The sequence below is a fragment of the Sphingomonas sp. CCH21-G11 genome (assembly GCF_001555965.1).
Classification (GTDB): domain Bacteria; phylum Pseudomonadota; class Alphaproteobacteria; order Sphingomonadales; family Sphingomonadaceae; genus Sphingomonas.
Window position 1 is genome coordinate 35,067 of sequence record NZ_LSHX01000052.1, and the last position, 18,980, is coordinate 54,046.

Annotated in this window: 11 protein-coding genes; 3 read left to right on the forward strand and 8 right to left on the reverse strand. The window is 63.6% G+C overall.

Annotated elements, in window-relative coordinates; all coding sequences use genetic code 11:
* Positions 1 to 301 precede the first annotated feature (301 nt).
* The gene (locus AX676_RS13845) at positions 302 to 1,516 is read left to right on the forward strand and encodes a serine hydrolase domain-containing protein (protein ID WP_231726196.1); all 1,215 of its coding nucleotides are present in this window, start codon (positions 302 to 304) and stop codon (positions 1,514 to 1,516) included.
* Positions 1,517 to 1,543: 27 nt separating this feature from the next.
* On the opposite strand, the gene AX676_RS13850 is transcribed toward AX676_RS13845, so the two are convergent.
* Together AX676_RS13850 and AX676_RS13855 are read right to left on the reverse strand one after the other, a co-directional pair.
* On the reverse strand, positions 1,544 to 2,728 hold the full coding sequence (locus AX676_RS13850) for an MFS transporter (RefSeq protein WP_156437700.1): 1,185 nt from the start codon (positions 2,726 to 2,728) through the stop codon (positions 1,544 to 1,546).
* Positions 2,729 to 2,778: 50 nt separating this feature from the next.
* Positions 2,779 to 3,255 (reverse strand): cupin domain-containing protein, encoded by a 477-nt coding sequence (locus AX676_RS13855; protein ID WP_156437701.1) that lies wholly within the window; start codon positions 3,253 to 3,255, stop codon positions 2,779 to 2,781.
* A gap of 171 nt (positions 3,256 to 3,426) precedes the next feature.
* Here AX676_RS13855 and AX676_RS13860 point away from each other — a divergent pair, with 171 nt between their 5' ends.
* Positions 3,427 to 4,608: a patatin-like phospholipase family protein gene (locus AX676_RS13860; protein ID WP_066479050.1), complete on the forward strand. Its 1,182-nt coding sequence runs from the start codon at positions 3,427 to 3,429 to the stop codon at positions 4,606 to 4,608.
* Positions 4,592 to 5,092, forward strand: coding sequence for a DUF302 domain-containing protein (locus AX676_RS13865; RefSeq protein WP_066478858.1), 501 nt, complete (start codon positions 4,592 to 4,594; stop codon positions 5,090 to 5,092). The genes AX676_RS13860 and AX676_RS13865 overlap by 17 nt, the downstream gene beginning before the upstream one ends.
* A 376-nt stretch (positions 5,093 to 5,468) precedes the next feature.
* Here the strand turns inward: AX676_RS13865 and AX676_RS13870 are convergent, their stop codons facing one another.
* From AX676_RS13870 to brxL, 6 genes are all read right to left on the reverse strand, one after another.
* Positions 5,469 to 8,009 carry a DEAD/DEAH box helicase family protein gene (locus AX676_RS13870; RefSeq protein WP_066478866.1) on the reverse strand — a complete coding sequence of 847 codons (2,541 nt, stop codon included), beginning with the start codon at positions 8,007 to 8,009 and terminating at the stop codon, positions 5,469 to 5,471.
* Positions 8,009 to 9,811, reverse strand: a complete 1,803-nt coding sequence (locus AX676_RS13875; RefSeq protein WP_066478868.1) for a hypothetical protein — start codon at positions 9,809 to 9,811, stop codon at positions 8,009 to 8,011. Before AX676_RS13875 ends, AX676_RS13870 begins: the two co-directional genes overlap by 1 nt.
* On the reverse strand, positions 9,811 to 11,025 hold the full coding sequence (locus AX676_RS13880) for a hypothetical protein (RefSeq protein ID WP_066478871.1): 1,215 nt from the start codon (positions 11,023 to 11,025) through the stop codon (positions 9,811 to 9,813). The genes AX676_RS13875 and AX676_RS13880 overlap by 1 nt, the downstream gene beginning before the upstream one ends.
* Positions 11,025 to 14,231 carry a UvrD-helicase domain-containing protein gene (locus tag AX676_RS13885; RefSeq protein WP_066478873.1) on the reverse strand — a complete coding sequence of 1,069 codons (3,207 nt, stop codon included), beginning with the start codon at positions 14,229 to 14,231 and terminating at the stop codon, positions 11,025 to 11,027. Before AX676_RS13885 ends, AX676_RS13880 begins: the two co-directional genes overlap by 1 nt.
* A complete protein-coding gene (locus AX676_RS13890; protein ID WP_066478875.1) occupies positions 14,228 to 16,774 on the reverse strand; it encodes a PD-(D/E)XK nuclease family protein in 2,547 nt (848 codons plus the stop codon). Before AX676_RS13890 ends, AX676_RS13885 begins: the two co-directional genes overlap by 4 nt.
* A gap of 124 nt (positions 16,775 to 16,898) precedes the next feature.
* Positions 16,899 to 18,980: a BREX system Lon protease-like protein BrxL gene (gene brxL / locus AX676_RS13895; protein ID WP_066479056.1), complete on the reverse strand. Its 2,082-nt coding sequence runs from the start codon at positions 18,978 to 18,980 to the stop codon at positions 16,899 to 16,901.

Genomic DNA, 18,980 nt, shown 5'->3' on the forward strand with positions numbered 1-18,980 from the left:
GTCATCATCGCCCGAAGAACCATTGTCTCGGGTGCGGGGTCAAGCACCGACCTTTGCGGCGCGAGCGCCGCCGAACCGCGTCGCCGCGCGCCGCGCTTCGCGCACCGACCGCCAGGGCGTGCACGATTTCCCGATTTCGCGCGCAGGCAGCAGGGTCCGGTGTCGGGAGAAGCGCGCCGAGCCCGGCCCGCGCGCCATGACGAGCGGTTATGGATCGCCAAACGGAAACGATCCCGCGCCTGGCCGCGACCCTGATGCGCAACGCCGATTGCCTGGGCGCGATGACGAGCTAAGCTGACGCATGATGCCCCTTTCCGCGATCGCCCTTCTCCTGACGCTGCCGGCCGCGCAGGTCACCCCCGCTCCGGCCGAGGCCAGACATCCCGTGGCCACTGTACGGGTCACGTTCGACCGGAACGGCGAGAATGAGGTGACGACCAGCGGCTTCGCGGATCTCGCGACCCGGCGACCGGTGACGGCGGACGACCCGGTCCGCGTCGCGTCGATCTCGAAACTCGTCGTCGCGATCGCGGTGATGCGCCTGGTCGAGGCGGGGACGCTCGACCTCGACGCCGATGTCGACGACGTGCTGGGCTGGCGGGTGCGCAACCCCGCCTTTCCCGACCGGCCGGTGACGCTGCGCCTGCTGTTGTCGCATCGCGCCGGCATCACCGACGGGATCGATTATGTCCTGCCGCTCGACGCCGATTTGGCCTCCGTGCTCGCCGATCCCGGCGCCTGGGATGCCGCGCACCCGCCGGGCAGCTATTTCCGCTACGCCAATCTGAACTTCCCGGTCATCGCCGCCGTGATGGAGCGCGCTACCGGAGAGCGGTTCGACCGCCTGATGGACCGGCTCGTGCTCCGCCCGCTGGGCATCGACGGGTGCTACAACTGGGCCAGCTGCAGCGACGCGACGACGGCGCGCGCGGTCGTGCTGTACCGTGACCGCAAGCCGGTGCGCGACGATCATCAGGGCGGGCGGCCCGAATGCCCCGTTACACCGGCGCGCGACGGCAGCTGTGACCTGTCGCACTGGCAGCCCGGGCGCAATGGCGCGATCTTCTCGCCCCAGGGGGGCCTGCGCATCTCGGCGCGCGGGCTGGCGCGGATCGGTCGACTCCTCCTCCGCCACGGCGAGGTCGACGGCGTCAGGTTGCTCAGCGCGAAATCGGTGCGCGAGATGATCCGCCCGCAATGGATGCACGGGGCCGGCGAAGGGCTGACCGGCAGCGATACCGAGCCCGACGCGCCCGACAGCGGTTTCATGTGCAGCTATGGCCTGGCGGCCGCCACGCTCGCCACCCCTGCGCCCGGCTGTCGCGACGATCCGTTCGGCGACGGGGTGCGCCGGTTCGGGCATGCCGGCGATGCCTATGGGCTGTTGTCGGGGTTGTGGATCGATCCCGAAAATGATGACGGGGTCGTCTATTTCGTGACCGACGCGCCGCTCGCCCCGGGCAAGCGTTCCGCCTATGCCGAGATCGAGGAGCAGCTCGCCCGTCCCGGCGACTGATCCTGCCAACCTCCCCTTGGAGCGCGTTCAGCCCATCTCCGGTGCGGCAGTCATCGTCCGGGAATCGACGAAGCGCAGCGCCCCGAGCGCAGCGATGACCAGCGCCGCCGCCGATGACGCAATCACCGCGAGCCAGCCCGCCCGGGCATAGACCAGCCCCAGCAACAGCGTGCCGACCAGCCCCCCGGTAAAATAGGCGGCGAGATAGGCCCCGCTCGCCTGCGCGCGATTGGCGGCACCGACCCGCGCGACATGGCCGGTGGCGATCGCCTGCGCACCAAAGGTGCCGACCGCGAACAGGGTCAGGCCCGCCATCAACGCGACGAACGTCTGGGGGATCATGAAGACCAGCCCGACCAGCGCCACCGCCAGCGCGACGATCATCGCACGGTCGACCCCGATGCGACCCGCCAGCTGCCCGAAACGCGTCGTCAGGAAAATCGACGGCACGAAGACCAGATAGACGAAGCTGGATTGCGCCATCGACAGCGCGAGATGCGGCTTGACCAGTTCAAAGCCGACAAAGGTGAACACGCCGATAAATGCGAACAGCAGCATGAACCCGACCAGCAGCGCGCAGAACAGTCGCGCGTCGCGCAGCAGCGACACCGACATCCCCGGCATTGCGGGGCCGACCGCCTCCGGCGCGCCGACCCGCTTCAGCATCTGCGCGACCCAGACCGCGCCGGCCAGGTTTACCGCGGCGAACAGGAGAAAACTGTTGTGCGATCCGAAAACGCTGACCCCGACCGACGCGGTGACGCGGCCCAGCAGGTTGCTGGCGATATTGCCGGTGACATAGGCCGCCATCGCGCCCGCCGTGCGCATGCCGCCCCAGCGTTCGCCCAGAAACGCGACCGCCAGGGCAAAGGCGATCGACATCAACACACCCTGTGCGATCCGCAACAGGCCGAATGCGACCAGATTGGGCGCGATCGCCAGCAACGCGGTCGGGATCGTGAGCAGCGCCAGGGCGATGACGACGCCGCGACGGCGATCGATCCGGTCGCCCAGCAGGCCGATCGCCAGCCCGCCGGCCGCCATGCCCAGCGTGCTGGCGTTGACGGCAATGCCCGCGGTCGCCGGCGCGACGGAAAATCGCGCCGCGATCGCGGGCAGGATCGCCTGCGTCGCAAACAGGTCGATCAGCGTGACGATCGCCATCCCGGCGATGAACCAGGACGGCACCTGGTCGCGCGACATCATCGGCATGACGTTTCCCTCTGGATGGCGCGGCGGCCGGTTGCGGCCGCCGCCCGCGGTCACATCGCCTTCGGATCGCCGTCGACCGGGAAGAAGTCGCTGGCAAGCAGCACGACCGGCACCTTGCCGGTGTTGCGCCACCAATGCGACGTCTTGTTGAGTTCGGCGACGCTCTCGCCGGCCTTGTGAACGATCGGCACCGCGCAGGTGCTGGCATATTCGGTGATCGTGCCCGACACGACATGGATGATCGCCGGCCGGTTGCCGTGGCTGTGATAGGGGACGACGCCGCCCGGCGCGACCGTCAGCCGGCGCAGCCGCAGCATCCGGCCGTCGACGGCGACCGGCTCCTTTGCCAGATCGATCGACGACAGCACCGTGTCGGTGACGCCGCTCGCCGGTGCGTCCGACGGCTTCATCACGTCGATGCCCGCCTTGCCCGCCGGGCAGGTGCCGGCGACCGCCGGGGCCGCACCGAACCCGACCAGAAGTCCGGCGGTCAGCGCGCCGCGCAGGCTCAAAAGCGTGAGTTTCATTGGAACCCTCCATTCCAGGCGGGGCGACATACCCCGCATCGCCGGCCAGAGTGCCGTCTACTTTGTGCGATGCACAATGCCATGATCGCATCGTTTCGATAGCTTTCGGATATTGGTGCTGCGAGTGCGAGCAGGAGTACGTTAATGGCTTGAAACGCGTGAGGGATGACCATGAAAACGCCCCATGATTCTGCCGCGACCGCGGTGCCGCCCCACGGCCCGGTCCGCATCCCCGATGCCTGTGGCCAGGTGGTGCTGGTGCTCCAGGGCGGCGGCGCGCTCGGCGCGTACCAGGCGGGCGTGTATCAGGCGATGCACGAAGCCGGCATCGCGCCGGACTGGGTCATCGGCACATCGATCGGCGCGATCAACGCAGCCCTGATCGCCGGCAGCCCGCCCAGCGACCGGCTCGACCGGATCACCGAATTCTGGAAGCGGGTGCGCTATGGCCCGTGGACGGAAATGCTGAACGGCTGGCCGATGCTCGGCGCGCTTGGCGGTTATGCCGCCACCGTGACCGGGGGCCTGCCGGGCTTCTTCACGCCCAACCCGCTCGCATTCTTCGGCGCGCATACGCCGCTCGGGCCGGAGGATGCCGGCTATTATTCCACCGCGCCGCTCGCCGCGACGCTCAGCGAGCTGATCGACTTCGACCTGCTCAACCGCGGTGCCCCGCGCATCACGGTCGGCGCGGCGGCGGTGGCGACGGGGGTGATGCGCTATTTCGACAGCCGCGACACCCCGCTTGAGCTCAAGCACATCCTGGCATCGGGCGCGCTGCCACCGGCGTTTCCGGCGATCCGCATCGACGGCGAGCTGTTCTGGGACGGCGGCATCGTATCCAATACCCCGGTCGAAGCGGTGTTCGACGATCATCCGCGGCGTAGCAGCCTGGTCTTCGCGGTCCACATCTGGAATCCCCAGGGAACCGAGCCCGACACGATCTGGAAGGTCATCACCCGGCAGAAGGACATCCAATATGCCAGCCGGTCGGACGCGCACATTTTTCGCCAGCGCCAGATCCACAAGCTGCGCCATGTGATTTCCGACCTGGTCGACCGGCTCCCGCCCGATCAGCGCCAGACTCCCGAAGTGGCCGCACTCGCCGCCTATGGCTGCGTGACGCGGATGCACGTCGTCCGCCTGCTCGCGCCGCCGCTTTATGGCGAAGACCATTCCAAGGATATCGATTTCAGCGAAGCGTCGATCCGCGCGCGTTGGGAACGTGGCTATGCCGACACGATGCGCGTGCTGAACAAGCAGCCTTGGCACGAGGATGTCGATCCGCTCGAAGGGTTCATCCTGCACGAAGCGAGCGCGGGCGAGATGATGCCCGATGGCCACGCCCGTTGATCGTCGCGGGGCCGCGCGCGCCGGCGTCGGTGCGCTCGGCGCCCTGTTCGCGCTGACGGGGGCGGCGAACGACCGAACCGGGCGGCCCGAGGGCATCCGCGTGCTGGCAAGCACGCATGGCCATGACGCGACGGTCGGCGCAATCGAGCGCGAGGTGGCACGGCGCGGCATCCGCCTGTTCGCGACGATCGACCAGTCCGCGCTGGGGCCGGAGGCCGGAGTGCCGATCGCGCCGTCGACCCTGATCCTGTTCGGCAATCCCGCACATGGCCTGACATTCCTGGCAGCCGCGCCGCTCGCGGGGCTAGATTGGCCGGTGCGGATGCTGGTCACGGACATCGACGGTCGGGTAACGATTGCCTGGCCCGATTTCGCGGCGATCGCGTCACGCTATGGCGCCATGGGCATCGCCGGCGAAGTTGCCATCGCCGATCGCACCGCTACGGCGATTGCGCACATTGCCGCCGGCGCGCCGCTACCCTGACGTGCCGGAGGGCACGCGACGCCCGCGGCCCCGTCATCCGCGAACCGCGTCACCGCCGAAACCTAAGGTCACAGGCCGGAAGGCAGATCACCACCTCGGCGACGTCGGGACGGCGCCCGCCGCAGACACAGAAAAGCCCGCCAAACCATGGGTTTGACGGGCTTTTAACTGGTTGCGGGGACCGGCATCGATCACAACTTGCAATCGACGCCGGTAAAGATGGTTGCGGGAGGCTGCAACCACCATTACTTGCGACCTACTAACAGCCATTTTCCTATCAACGCCAAATCCAACGCGGGGAGAATGGTTGCTAAAAATAGCAGCTTTCATTCCGTCCTATTCCGAACAGCAGCGTGAGTATCGGTTACACTACAACTCAACCGCCACGTTTTCCCGGCGAAAAATCCGGCACTGCGCGCCGAACGCGGTCAGCGCAGGTTCGTTTGTCATCTATCACCTCTGACCGACCTAGAACGGGACGCAGGACATCGCCATGCAACTGCGCCCTCAGTTCCAGCCAACGCGCCTTGAGAACCTGCCAGTTGTGATCGTCGTATGTGCCACTGACGACAACAGGGTGAACCCGAATGCGGGGCGGGAGACCATCACCATGATCCCTCCATTTCCGCCATTCGCGAAGCCAAAGACTGTTCTTGCGATCCACACGCCCAATCTGCTGCTCGACAATGCCGGGATTCCACTCCGCGTGCAGTAGAATCACTGTGCGACAGGCCTCATGCAGATTCAGGCCCTCACGCCCGACGCGGGATTGCGCGAGGAGCACCATCGGCCAACTGGACGACCGGTTGAATGCAGATTGCAGCATACGCCGCGTTTGCGGTGCGGTTGCGCCTGACATCATCCTGGCGAAGTTGCCCTCGCGCCCGGAATAATCGTTCAGCCAGGCATCCAGCCGGGCTTTCTGCGTATCGTTGTTCTCTGCTTCATCATCCCCGGCAAGCTCCATGAGCAGTTTTTCGAACAGCCCGAGCATTTCCCGCCCCGTCCAGGAAGCGCCCGCAACTTCCCGCCTGCCACCAAGTGCCTCGAGCAAAGCCCCGAATTGAAGGTCTTGTTTGCCGTCCTCATGGCGCAGAATCTCTGACAGAAATGCAGCAGCTCCTCCCTCCAGCGCAAGGTCTTCCAACTCCCGATGAAGCCGTGCGAGTTCAGCCCGGCGCTCGCTCGCCCACTCCTGATAGCGGGTTTTCAACATCACATCGATTTCGTCGACCCCACCCGCCACCGCAAGATCAGGATCCCTCATCGCCGCAATGACGGCTGCTATATTGCTTTCCCCGATCCCACTGGCAGGCCAGTGCTGTCCGTCTCGCAAACGACGCAGCATCTCACGCGCGTCCAGCAGTCTGGTCAGCACATTCATCGGCGTCAGGAACCTGCCGAAGACGAGCACTTTCTCGCCGGCCCGTGTATAGGCCTCGATTTGTCTCACAGCCGCCAGGATCGCAGGGTGGCTATAGATGTCGTTGCTCTCAGCGGTGAAAGCTTCCGTCCAAAACCCCGCCGGACCAACGAGGTTTGCATCTGTCATGCCTGAAGGGCTGTCTTCCTCATCCTCTCCAAAGCCGAACCCATACCCCTGGGCAACGGCGAGCCTGACCCGTTTCACACGCGGATCATCCTGAGGGAGTAACGACAGCGCCTCAGCCGCACAAAAGCGGCGCAACCAGTCACGGGTAAAACCCTCTGCCTCCGGTGAAACCGAGATATCGGTGACCTCACGATAATCACCATGACTGTCTTTGAAGACGCAGAATTCGGGGTCACTGCGTTTGTCCCGGCGCAGGACGTATGGTCGCAATGCTGCGCAGAACTGCCGGGCGGAGGTCTCGAATTCCCCGGTCAGCGTCTCGTCCAGTTCTTCGGTTTGAATCCGACGAACAACATCCACATAGCCGGTGATCCATTCCGTCAGCTCTGCGAGCGCAGTAATATCCTGATCGTCATCGCGACCATTGAGCCGCTCCAGCGTGTCGATCCACTGGCTGGAGTCCAGCTCGACCGGGGTTGCGGTCATGCCCAGACGAAAAGGATCATCCGCTTCCCAGCTTACCGGGCCGAGAATGCGCGAAAGGCTTGAATCTGCGCCGCGCGCCTTGTGGGCTTCGTCAACGACTATGAGATCAAACTGACCCAGGCCATAGCCGATCAGCGGCAGGATCCTGTTCTTGTAATCGTCCGCCGAAAGCCATTTCTGATCGCCGTTAATGGCATCGCGCGACAGTTCGTGGTCCAGAATCGTTTGGGCAATGTGCCGCGCCGCACGGCGACTGGCATATACATAGCCCACCTCACCCGAATGGAAATTTTCGCGCATGAAGTTGCGCCGTCGGCCGTCAATCAGGCGGGCGACGTTGGGTAAGAGTTCCCGGCGCCAGCCTCCAGCGGGGCCTTCTCCACGATTGGGAAACTGCATGTTCGCGAAGGAATGAGAGATCATTATGATCTCTTCGGCGGCCCAGCCGTTCTCCGGCAACTCACGCTGCTTGCGGCGATCCGAAAGCCACTCCTTATGGCTGTGTATCCGTCTTGCGCTCCCCTCCGCATCGGTATCGTGCAAGAAACCGGAGATGAAACCATCATAGCTGCGCAGCGGCAGCAATGTCTTGTCGTCGGCGTTGAACCGTTTCAGTTCCTGCTGCCATTGTGCCCCAAGGCCCGCGGGCAGAACAATGGCGCTGCGCCCGCCCGCCTCCCGCACCGCTGCGATCAGCGCCGCCGCAATGCGGGTCTTGCCCATACCCACCTCATCAGCCAGCAGGGCCGAGCGTTGGCCCGCCCGGATACGGCACGCCAGTTCTGTGACACTCGCCTTCTGGCCATGATCTAGCAGGGTATCGTCAGACGTCCCTGCGATACGATCCAGAATGCTCGCGACCTCGTTCCAGTCCACCATCACGCGGCCTCCCGTTCCCAGAGCGATGGGTAAGCGCTGAGCTCCCACGCGACGGACACTGCCAAAAGCGCATCTCTCAATAGGTCTGGCGAAACCCCTTCCGGGCGCATACGCGGATCTGCCAGAGCAGGCAGAGGATTTGCCCTGGCGTTCCGGAAGAACTCGAGCATCGTTTTTTCGCGAGACGCGATAGCGCAAAGGTTCTGTTGCAACTCCCGACACCACCTTTGCCAGTCCCGCGGGTCCAACCTTGCCTGTGTCTCACAAAGACGCACCAGAAGTTCCATCATCCTGCGAATGGGATAGGCAGCTGGCGGAGCTTCGGTGGTATCTGAGGCGTCGGTGAGCGGCTCTTCGCCTTCCTCACCCTCATCTTCGCTGTCAGCATCACCTGGCTCGGGAAATGAGCCAAGGCTGGCAAGGATATCTTCGACCGACATATCGGAGGGGCGAGCGACAACAAGTGCTTCGGAAGAAATGACAGGCAGCCGCCAGCCGTCCTCCGCGAGTGTCACAATCGCCGGAGCCGGTGCAGGCCATGCACAAGGTGTCTGGGCCTGAGCCGCATCGACACCAATCACCATCACCGATTTGTCTTCGGGGGCCGAGAGCACCCCGTCTTGCCATATAAGCCACGCAACTGGCGGCTGGGTTTCTGGCTCATCGGGGCACACAAAGACTTCCCCTTGCTGCAGGGCCTCGGGCGTCACCACATCAGTGAACTGGATCGGCAAAACAGCGGCGATACCGTTCCGCGTGTCTCTGCGTCGCGGCCATTTCAGTCCTCCCGGCAGATCGACGATCACACCTGCCTCAAGGTTTCCCCCGACGCTTGCGGCACGCTCAAACCCGTTCATGCTCAGATTGCCGGATCCAAGATAAGCCCGTCCCGAGGCCTCGGTCTCGCCCGACGCCAGCACCACAAATTTTGCATGCAGGCACCCATCAGTTCCATGCAAGACAGAGCGCGGAGGGCGCAAGTTCCAGCCTGCGTCAATCAAGGCACCGGCCCGGGCAGCAAGCCCCTGACAGGAGGACGGGTTAAGAAACAGGTCGAGAGCCGCTGTTTTCGTCAGGGATTTCTCCTGCACCAATGCGCGGCGCAGTCGCTCCGGCAGGCCAGCAGCACCATCGCCGTCGCTCTCGAAATAGCCAGACCCGAGGATGAGACGGTCGGCCTTCTTTTTGGTACCCAGGCGCTCGACCACCTGAGGAAACAGCGCCTGATTGCGGCTGTCGATGAAGCGGGGACGCGCGGATGACGTGGGCAAGGCTGTGATCGCGGCCTCCAGCAGGGCGTCTGGCCGGTGCCCGTCAAAACTGCGTTCGATCAGGGCGCAATCTGCCCGCTCGCGCAGCCATCCAAACATCTCATGCGCAGCGCGGATATCGGCAATGTCCTGTGCGTCAGGCACAGCAGAGTCCAGATCGATCGACCAGAACAGGTCGATGCTGCGAGTAAGCGGATCCTGTGTCCAGTTCCCCGTGCTGACAGCGAGGCGAATGACATAGCCATCTCCGCCGCGCTTGCGAAAACCCAGAAGCGCCACCTTGGCATGGAGAAGGTTGTAGCCGCGTCCCACGAGGCGCATCCACATCCAGGCAAGTCCCGGAACGTCCGAGATCGCATTCACGGTTGGATGGATGAAGGCGGCCAGCACCGGGCGCGCCATCTCGCCTGTGAATGTTCGGCGGATCTGCCCCAGGACCTGCCGCGTCGCGGTGAAGCCGCACATAAGGCCAAAGTCGCCATAACAATCTTCGGGCGGCATGAAGAGGGAGTAGAGCGTCGTGTTCTGCATCAGACGGCCTCCGATCCCTCGTCACGGCTGCCCGGGTTCACCTTTCCGGACAGCTCCGTCACCAGACAATGAAGATTGTGCAGCCGGAAAAGCTGCGGCGCGAAGGCCTCGTCCTGAGGGGGCCGGTTCTCGTCCTGGGTCTCCGAGCTGCCCCGCAACTCGCTCGCGGCCGGCCCGAGAAAAATGTGGCCTTCGCGCTGACAAATCACGGTAGAATCGCGCTCGGCCAGCCTCTGGATCAGCTGCTGATCGGACAGATTTCGGATTTCCGCGATAAATCTGCGGCTAGTCTCCTCATTGCCCTGATCGACAAGCGCGCCTTTTGCCGAGGCCAGATCGCGCAATTGTTTCAGTGGCTCGGCGGCGACTTCAGCTGCGTCCGCTTCTGACAGGCGCACAGGCTGATTATCGTCGCGAAGCTTCAGCAAGTGCTGTTCCAACTGGTCCAACACCGACAACGCAGCATCGCGAATATCCATAAAAGCCGCTCCTGCGCGCAAATCCGACCAATGATCCGGCGCCAGCCCCGCCAATGCGGTTTCCTGGTCCAAATGCGCGGAGCTGGGGCCAGTGCCGAGGCGCGCCAGGGCCCGGCGCCGGGTCGAGCCGGGATCATTTCCGTCGAGCAATCGGGCAAGGATCAGTTTACGCACCGCTTCCGGGACAGCCCCAACCGGGGAAAGCACTGTCAGGGCCTCCTTCAGGCCATGTGGCTGCCTGCCATGCGCCCAGGCACCAAGCAAACGGCGCGGTTCTTTCATCGCATTCAGCTCCAACAGCTCTCTGCCAGCGCTATGTATGCGAAACGCGCCGTAGCGGCTGCCCTGCACGAACCCGAGTGCGACCAGAGGCTGCACCATCGCCATGCGGATCGGCTGAACCACATAAGTTCCGCGACGCCTGAGATTGTGGAAACTGCTATCCTTCAAGCCCTGCATCTTCCGCGCCCCTCGCACGCGGCGATCCTGCGGACCCGCGATGACTTCAAGCATGACGCGCGCTTCGACCGCGTTGCCGACAGGCAGTGCCGGCACACCAAGTTCCTCGGCGATAGAGATCGCCAGAACCGACCAAAGGATGGGCATGGGAAACCACATGCCGCCGATTCCGGGGACCGCCCGATCATTGAAATGACGAACCGCCGCCGCAAGCCCGAGGTTCTGCTGGCGCCGTTGCGAAACCACGGTATCGGGCGCAAGTATTCCCCAGGGCATCAGTTAACTCTGGCCTGTGCGAAAGCTCCCGCTGACGCGCCCTCATCTGCCAGTTCCAGCCAACCGTGATCGACCCAGAACACCGCCACGCCCTGCAGCGGATGCTGCGGGTATAGTCCGGCCAACAGTCCGGCATAGCTGGAAAGCTGTGGCCAATAGGGGCCAAACCCGTCACCGCCGCCGCCGGATTTATGGTCGATCAGCATCGCGCCTGCCGGGCCGATGGCGAGAAGGTCGAGGGCACCGGGGATCTCTGCACCCTCGGGCGTGTGGCCAAGCACCGGAATCTCGGCGCGCAGGTCCGTATAGCCCTGATCGGCAAGCCAGGCTTTCAGCGCCGTGGCGCGCTCGGCCACTAGCGCAAGAGTGGCGTCGTCAAGCCCGGTCGCGAGAGCCAAAGCCGGGGCCAGATCGGGCCGGGTCAGGTATGTGCGCAGCGCCAGATGCAGTGCTGTGCCGCGGTAGGCATCGTTCAGTGCCTTTGGCCAGGGTGCTCCGATGTTGATACGGCGGGACACGGGCGGCACCCCCGCACTACGGGTTTGCGAGGGCTGCAGCCGCCAGGGCGTCAGCGGTGTCACGGGCAACGGCGCAGCGGCACCGAATCGCAGCGCTGAGGCTGCCGCACCGCCTGCGTACTCGGTAAATCCCGCCTCTTCAGGCAGTTGCGTGATCAGCGCCGGGCAATCCACGCCATTGATACGCAGGCTGCCCGCCCCGATCTGCGGCGCGCAAGTATCGGACAGGATATGAAACAGGTTCGTAGCCTCGGGCGCGTCTTCTTCGCGGTCCTTCAGAAAACCCGGCCATTCCAGCACCATCCGGTCACGGGCACGGGTCAGGGCGACATAGAGAAGGTTTTTCGCATTGGTTTCAAAATCGGCGCGGCGGTCTTCGATGAAACGGCGGGTCGCCTCGGGCGCGGCAAAGCCGGGCGTGTGGATCAGGCTCGCGGACCCCAGCACCACCGCCATATCGTCGATGCGGTCCAGGGCATCGAAACGGGTCGCAGTGGCCCCCGCACGTTCCTCAATGCCATAGTCGAACTCGGCGACGACAGTGATCGGCCATTCCCGCCCTTTGGAGGCGTGCCAGGTGACGATCTCCACCGCCTCGGCGCTGTTGGCGGAAGGATCGGGATGACGGTCGAAATCGCGCTCGCTCCCACGGGCGTCGAGCCAGCCGAGAAAGACCTTGGCAGTCTCGCCGTGGAACCCCGAGGCGGATTTGAGATCGCGATGCGCGGCTTCGAACTCACCCGCCTCAGCCTCTAGCCGCAAAAGATCGGCACGGGATTGGGCGGCGTCAGGCTGACGTTCCGCCCAGAGGCGCAGGCCGGCAGCATCCAACACCAGATCAAGGGCCGCACCCACCGGCAGGCGGGCCAAAAGGTTCGACAGAGCGGCGAGCCGCATCAGCACCGGGTCATCCACCAACCGCCCTTCCATTTGGGCGGATAGCGCCTCCTGCAAGGGCAGCGGGTCCGGGCCAAGCGCGCGCAAGAGCAGCCCGGCATGGATATCCGCCGGATTGGCGGCAAAGGCCAGCGCGGCGCGGGCGGCAACAATCACCGGGCTTTTCGCCCAGCCATCCTCGGCGATCCGCACCGGAACGCCGCGCGCGCGCAATTCCTCGGCATAGCGGGCGGCGGTGGTGTGACGGCAGACCAAGAGCGCGATATCCGAAGGCCGCGCCGGCCGGGCGGCCTTCGTGTGGCGGTCGGTGATGGTCTCAGTATCAGTCAGGATACGGGCGATGCGCTCGGCGATGTGTTCTGGGGGCTGCGAATACTTTTGTGAGCGCCGTCCCTGCGTAGCGTTCAGAACCTCGATCGCGGGACCTGCGACCGCATCGCGGGTCGGCGCCAGCGGGTTATAGCCCTGCCCAAAGAGGCCAGCCCCCATCGCATTGACGAATTGCATGATGGCTGGGGTCGAGCGCCAGTTGCGGTCCAAAGGCTGGGTCGCATCGGGGTTTACCGCCGCCAGCGCTGTGGATAGGCGCGGATCGGCACCCTGAAACCCCATGATCGACTGTTTGACATCGCCCACCAGCAGTGTACGCGGCGCGTGCTGGCCCAACTGCCACAAAAGCGCGAATTGCACAGGGTTGGTATCCTGGAATTCGTCGATGATGACGCAGTCGATCTCGTCCAGCACCGCTTGCCGCACGGCGAGGTCGGTGCGGAGCAGGTGCTCAGCCCCGGTGATCATGTCAGCAAAGTCGATCAGGCCGAGCGCCTTCTTGCGGGTCTCATAGGCCGCCATCACCTCTTGCGCGCAGGCGATTAGGCAGGACAGGTGCAGCTTAGCATCGGCCAGCGGGCCGGGATGGCAGGGCAGCACATCCGCCGCCGCCATGATCGCCGTGGCAAGGTCGTCATATCCCGCAGGCGTCTTGCTGGAGCGGTTAGAGATGAACAGGCTGCGCAGATCGTTCCAGACCTGCCAATCCCGATCCAGAAGATCGGGCGCGCGATCAACACGTTTGAAAAGCGCGAGGTTTTTCTCCAGCTTCTCGACATTGGTTTTGGCGGTGATCCCGGCCATGCCTCCCTCGGGAAAGGCTGCGATCATGACCTGCACGGCCGTCTGCAACGCGGTGGTCGCGGCGATAGGGTCATCCAGAACCGGCCCGTAAACCGCATCCAGCCGCGTCAGTGCCGGAGCGATCAGGCCAGCGTCACGCCCCTTGTCCCCAAGGCCGCGCAAGAGGTCGATCATCGATAGCACCCGGGCGCGCAAACTGTCTTCGACCGTCTCGCCCTTCACGAAGCTCGGGGCGTAACCGAACCGCTCGGGCGCGGCCTTGATCGGGTCCAGCGCCTTGGCATGTGCCAGTGCCTGACGGATCAGCAGATCCCGCTCGGCATCGCCCAGATGGCGCGGCTGCGGCGAGGCGCCAGCCGCCAGAGCATGTTCGGTCAAAAGCCGCAGGCCCAGTCCATGTATGGTCGAGACATAGGCGCGCTCGACCGCCATCGCCTCGGCGACCAGTCCATCGGCCAGAAGGCCGGCACGGATCCTTTCGCGCAACTCGCCAGCCGCGGCCTCGGTAAAGGTGACGGCAAGGATACGTTCGGGCCGGACAATGCCGCGTTTCACCCAATCGGACAGCTGGGTCTTGATGCGGTGGGTCTTGCCCGCGCCGGCACCCGCGGGAACGATGACCAGACCTTGATCTGCATTGACGGGGGCCATGGTCATTCCTCCTCGATCGTGCGGATGAAGGCGGTGACCAGGGCCGAGCCATCGGTCAGCGCATAGGGGGTGAAGCCGGCTTCTTTCTTGAAGAAGGCCACATCCTCAGAGGTGTTCAGCACGACCCGGCCTGCACCAAGTTCGGCCAAGCGTTCCGCCAGCTTGGCTACCGCCCCGGCATTCACCGCATCGCCCATGTCGCGAGCGGGCGAGCCCTCGGGCAAGACCAGACCCGAAGTCAGCAACCCGCCATCATTCATTAGGTGATAGGCGACCGCCACCTTGCGGCCGATCAGCGGGTCCATGCCGTCACCCTCGCGCCGCATGGGCCGCGCTATCATATCGGCGTAAAGCCCTGCCTGCAGATCCCAGCCCGCCTCCATCCGCTGCCGTCGGCCCTTGGTGCCGCTTTTCTTGTGATCGACGATCAAGAGCGCACCATCAGGCAGTTCAAGGATCGCGTCGGCCTTGCCATGCAGATTGATGCCATGCGCCTCACCGGCCAGCCAGATTTCATTGCCGATGATCTTGGCATTGAGCGCCAGCAAGTGGTCGCGCCAGCGCAGGGCCGCCGCCATGATCTCACGCTCCAAACCGTGGCGCTCCATCTCCCATGACGGGCTGCGCAGATAGCCCGCGTGACGGGTGAGCGCGCGGTCATAGGCCTCGGGGATCAGTTCTGCCAGCGCCTCGGTTTCCGGGAACGGCTGATCCTTCAGGAAGACATGCTCAAAGACATCATGGGCGATATTGCCCCTTGCCATCACGTCGAGTTCTTCGGTCGACCAAGACATATCCTCGGCCCCAACCTCGGCCAGAAGCCAGGCGAGCGGGCTGACAAGCAGCGTCTCGAGCCGCGAGGGCGATTGCGGTTTGGCGGTGCCGTCTTCACGCCGACGAAGGGAAAGAAGGTCATGCCCCGTGAAAGCAAGCTCCTCAGGCAATTCCGCGGGTTCCGGCACCGGCATCAGATGGTGATACGCAATCGGCCATTCCGCGGGGCTCTGACGCGACAGATCGGTGATCAGATCGCTGGCATCCTCAACACCCGCCACCGCCCGCGCCACCAGCGACAACCCGGCCGAAGGTTGCAAGCGCCCGCCCGCCAGATCGCGCCATGGGATGAGGAAGGTGACGCTGCCGGAAACCGCCTGAAGCTGTTGATCAAGTAACGCGAGGCTTTGCGCCAGCCCCTCGGCCCGACCGCGAAGGTGAACGCCGATTCCCGCGCGTATCGCAGCGATCTCGCTGTCAAGAAACAGCGGATTGGCACGCGGGCGAGTCGGGTAAAGCCCGTCGGTGAAATCGCTGACGATCAGATGGCGGCATGGGCGCCACGGGCTTTCATGCGCGGACCAAAGGCTGACGCCTTCAAGATTGCGGTCGGGGTCCGCAGCCATGGGCGGCGCGATCTGAATGCCACGCAGGATTATCTCCCAATCCGGCGTGCCTTCGCCGGGGGGGACAGTCAGCCGCGCGCGGACCTGATCGCCTTTTCCGATCCGCTCGCAGATCCGGTCCAGCAGGAATCGCAGCTGCGGCAAGCTGCCGGCCGAGGCGCGGATATCGTCCCACAGTTCCTTATGTGCGGGCGTGCCCGTGAGGATGGCGCCTCGGAAATCGCCACCCATGAGGCTTTCGGCAAGATCGCGCCCGGTCTGTGCCGCCCAGGGCATCAAGGGAGAAAGCGCGAGGCTCGCCAAGACCATGGCCGGAGTTGGCGGTCGCTTGGCCAGCGCCAGATGTAGCGCGGTCTCGCCAATGACATCTCGCTCGGGTAATTGGCCCGGAAGGCCCGAGAGCGGCACTCCCTGGGCTGAAAAAGCGCGCGCGATCTGGCGCAGATCATCGCCCGACAGCACGGCGATTTCACGGGCCGAAACGCCGGACTCAATCAGCGCCCGGGCTTGGGCGGCGGCGAAATCGGCGCAGGCGGCGGGATCGCGCAGGCCATAGAACGCGAGGCTGTCATCCAGAACCCCGGCCTCGATATCCTGCGCTGAAACACCGCCCTGCAGCGCGTGCAGGCGGCTGCCGATTGTGGCCCGGGGCGTATAGTCGCTTGCAGGAACAGTGCCGAACTCGTCCCGCAACCGGGCAAAAAGCGCCTGCAGCGCCGCAGGAGCTAGGGGATCCAGCGAACCTTCAACCACCGGCAACGAGCCCAGGAACGACCCATGCGGCAGGGCCAGCACATGGGAAATCGGTGCCAGCCCCTCTGGCAGCGCATCCCCCAACCTTTGCCACAACGCAACCAGCGCCAAGAGATGCCGCTTGGCGCGGCTGTCTGGCAGGTGATCGACGTTCGGCACCTTCAGATCCGGCGTGGCCAGCACAAGATCCGTCAGCGCGGCGGTCACCGCCGAGATCGTCTCGACAGGCGCATTGGCAAGACTTTCGGCCCAGACCGGGTCAGGCGCCTCGGCAATGGCACGCCCCGGCGCCCATTCGGCAGAAATGGGGGCAAGGGACAATTCGGCAAGACCGGTATCGGTCAGGCGGTATTGCAGGCCGGAGCGCGGATCAGTGACGAGGAAGGGGTAGTGCATGAATGGCCTGCAATCTGCGGATCAGGAAAACTGCAACGAGGATGAGGGCTTGGGCATCGAGGTCGACTTCTTGCTTCCCGCCGAGCGCGTAGCCAAACCTGCACCGCCAACACGGTCGACGAAGCTAAAGGTTCTCGACATAAGTCACGTAGAAACCACGGACCATCCGGTGCTCCTGCATCCGTTCTCCCAGCGAGAAACCGTTCATCTTGCGAGGCGTTGGCTGGAAAATATCTAACCCGCGATCCAGAACCATCTTCCAGCCAGTATCCGTCGTGATGTCGCGTGCATGGAGAGTGCCGCTCCCATCGAAGGCCCATGTGAAATCGACGCCCGTGCCTGTGCAGGCTTCAGCAATCCCGTCCAGGCACTCTCGCTGCTCCTGAATGTTCCCATCGTCCGGAGCCGTGACAAGATGCACAGCGATCTGATCTTCAGGCTGTTTGCGCCTGATCAGCATCTCGATCAGTTCCATCACGTTGCGCGCCTGATGGAACTTCCGGATATAGGGGTCTGTGATGATGATCCGCGTCGCGCCATCCGTCCAAGGACCAAAGATCTTATCGAAACTGATGCCCTTGCGGTTTTCTGTGAAAACGACATGTCCGGGAGTTGGGGGGGAGTGCGGGGCAGCGGTAACGGTAGGCGCTGCGGAAGCAGCCGCCGTTGAGACCGGCTCTGCCGGTACCAACCCAATCTCTTGTTGATTCGTACCTTCACTTCCATCGTCGGTTGATCGACGGTGGTAGAACTGGGGGAACTCCTCTTCCTCCAGCGTGGCGACGGCGCGCTTTGCGCCATCCGATGCGATGTAATGGAAATCTGCTGCCTCAAAGGTGCTGTCGATCCGCAGGAGCTGATCCTTCACCCGCTTTCGGCATTCAATCGCAAAGCGCAGCAGTTCTTCAACTTCGGCTTCTGTCTCGCCTCCATTCGGGAAGATCAGCTTCAGCAGACCTGACATGGTCTTGTTGATCGCCGCACGGTCCCGGATATGGGTCTGAACCGGAATGATGAAATAGCGATCTGGCCGGTGCGAGAAGTCCTCCGCACGCAGATGGCGCAGGATTTCGGCGAGATAGTCAACAATGAACCCATAGCCAGATGTGAACATCTCACCCCGGATGATGTCGACCTCCCATCCGGGCAGATAGGCATGCAATCGATCAATAAAGGCGCTGTCGTGGAACTGCGGCGGCAGAGCTTCGAACAGGTCCGTATTTTTCAGCATCCAAGGCACGTTATGGTCCGTGTTGCCGACGAAGGCGAAGCTGGCCTCGGCGCCCATCGGATTTACACCACGAGAGAACTGCTTGTTTGCCATGTAGTTCTTCATGATATCGACAAGCGCCTTGTTGGCCGTCTTCTCGCGGCCGGCAAATTCGTCAAAGGCCACGACATCCCAAAAGCCGACCAATCCGATCCGGCCATTGGAATTGTTCACGAAAAGCTTGGGAACCGTGATTTCACCGCCCGAGATCAGCTGACCATGTGGCGAAAACTCGGAATAGATATGAGATTTTCCCGTCCCCTTGGGACCAAGCTCGATGAGGTTGTAGTTGCGCTCAACAAATGGCACCAGGCGCAACAGTTGCAAAAGCTTTGACCTGCGCCCGAACAGTGACGGATCAAAGCCGATGCTCTGCATCAGCAGATCGATCCATTCCTCGGTGGTGAACTTATCCCGCGTCTCGCGATAGCCGTCATAGTCCACACGGGCGATCTGGATCGGCTTCAACGTGTCGATGATCCAGGGGGAGATCCGGCTGTCTTCCGAAAACTCGTACTGCACATCGGCGATGCACCAAATACCCGTAACCAGCAGTTTCGGGTGCGCCTTTACCGTGGCGCTGTCGATGGCAACCCGCTTGATACCGAGGTTTTCAAAGACCGCCTCATAGGCATCGGTCTTTTCATTCAGCGCCACGCTAACCTGATCGATGACCTTGTAGCGGCCACGCTCCTTGATCGTTGATTGTACCAACCCAGCTTCGGAACGATGGACGTAGTGCTTGCGCAGGATGTCCTTGACCGTTTCAATGCCTGTCGCAATCGAGGCTTCGTCATCGGTCGCGCAATACTGGCCGAGAAGGTATTCGAGCACATAAGTGGGGACAATGGCGTTCCCCTTCACGGCCTTCACCAGGTCCTTACGGACCACGAAACCGGCAAAATGCTCATTGATCTTGCCATCAAGGGTCGACAT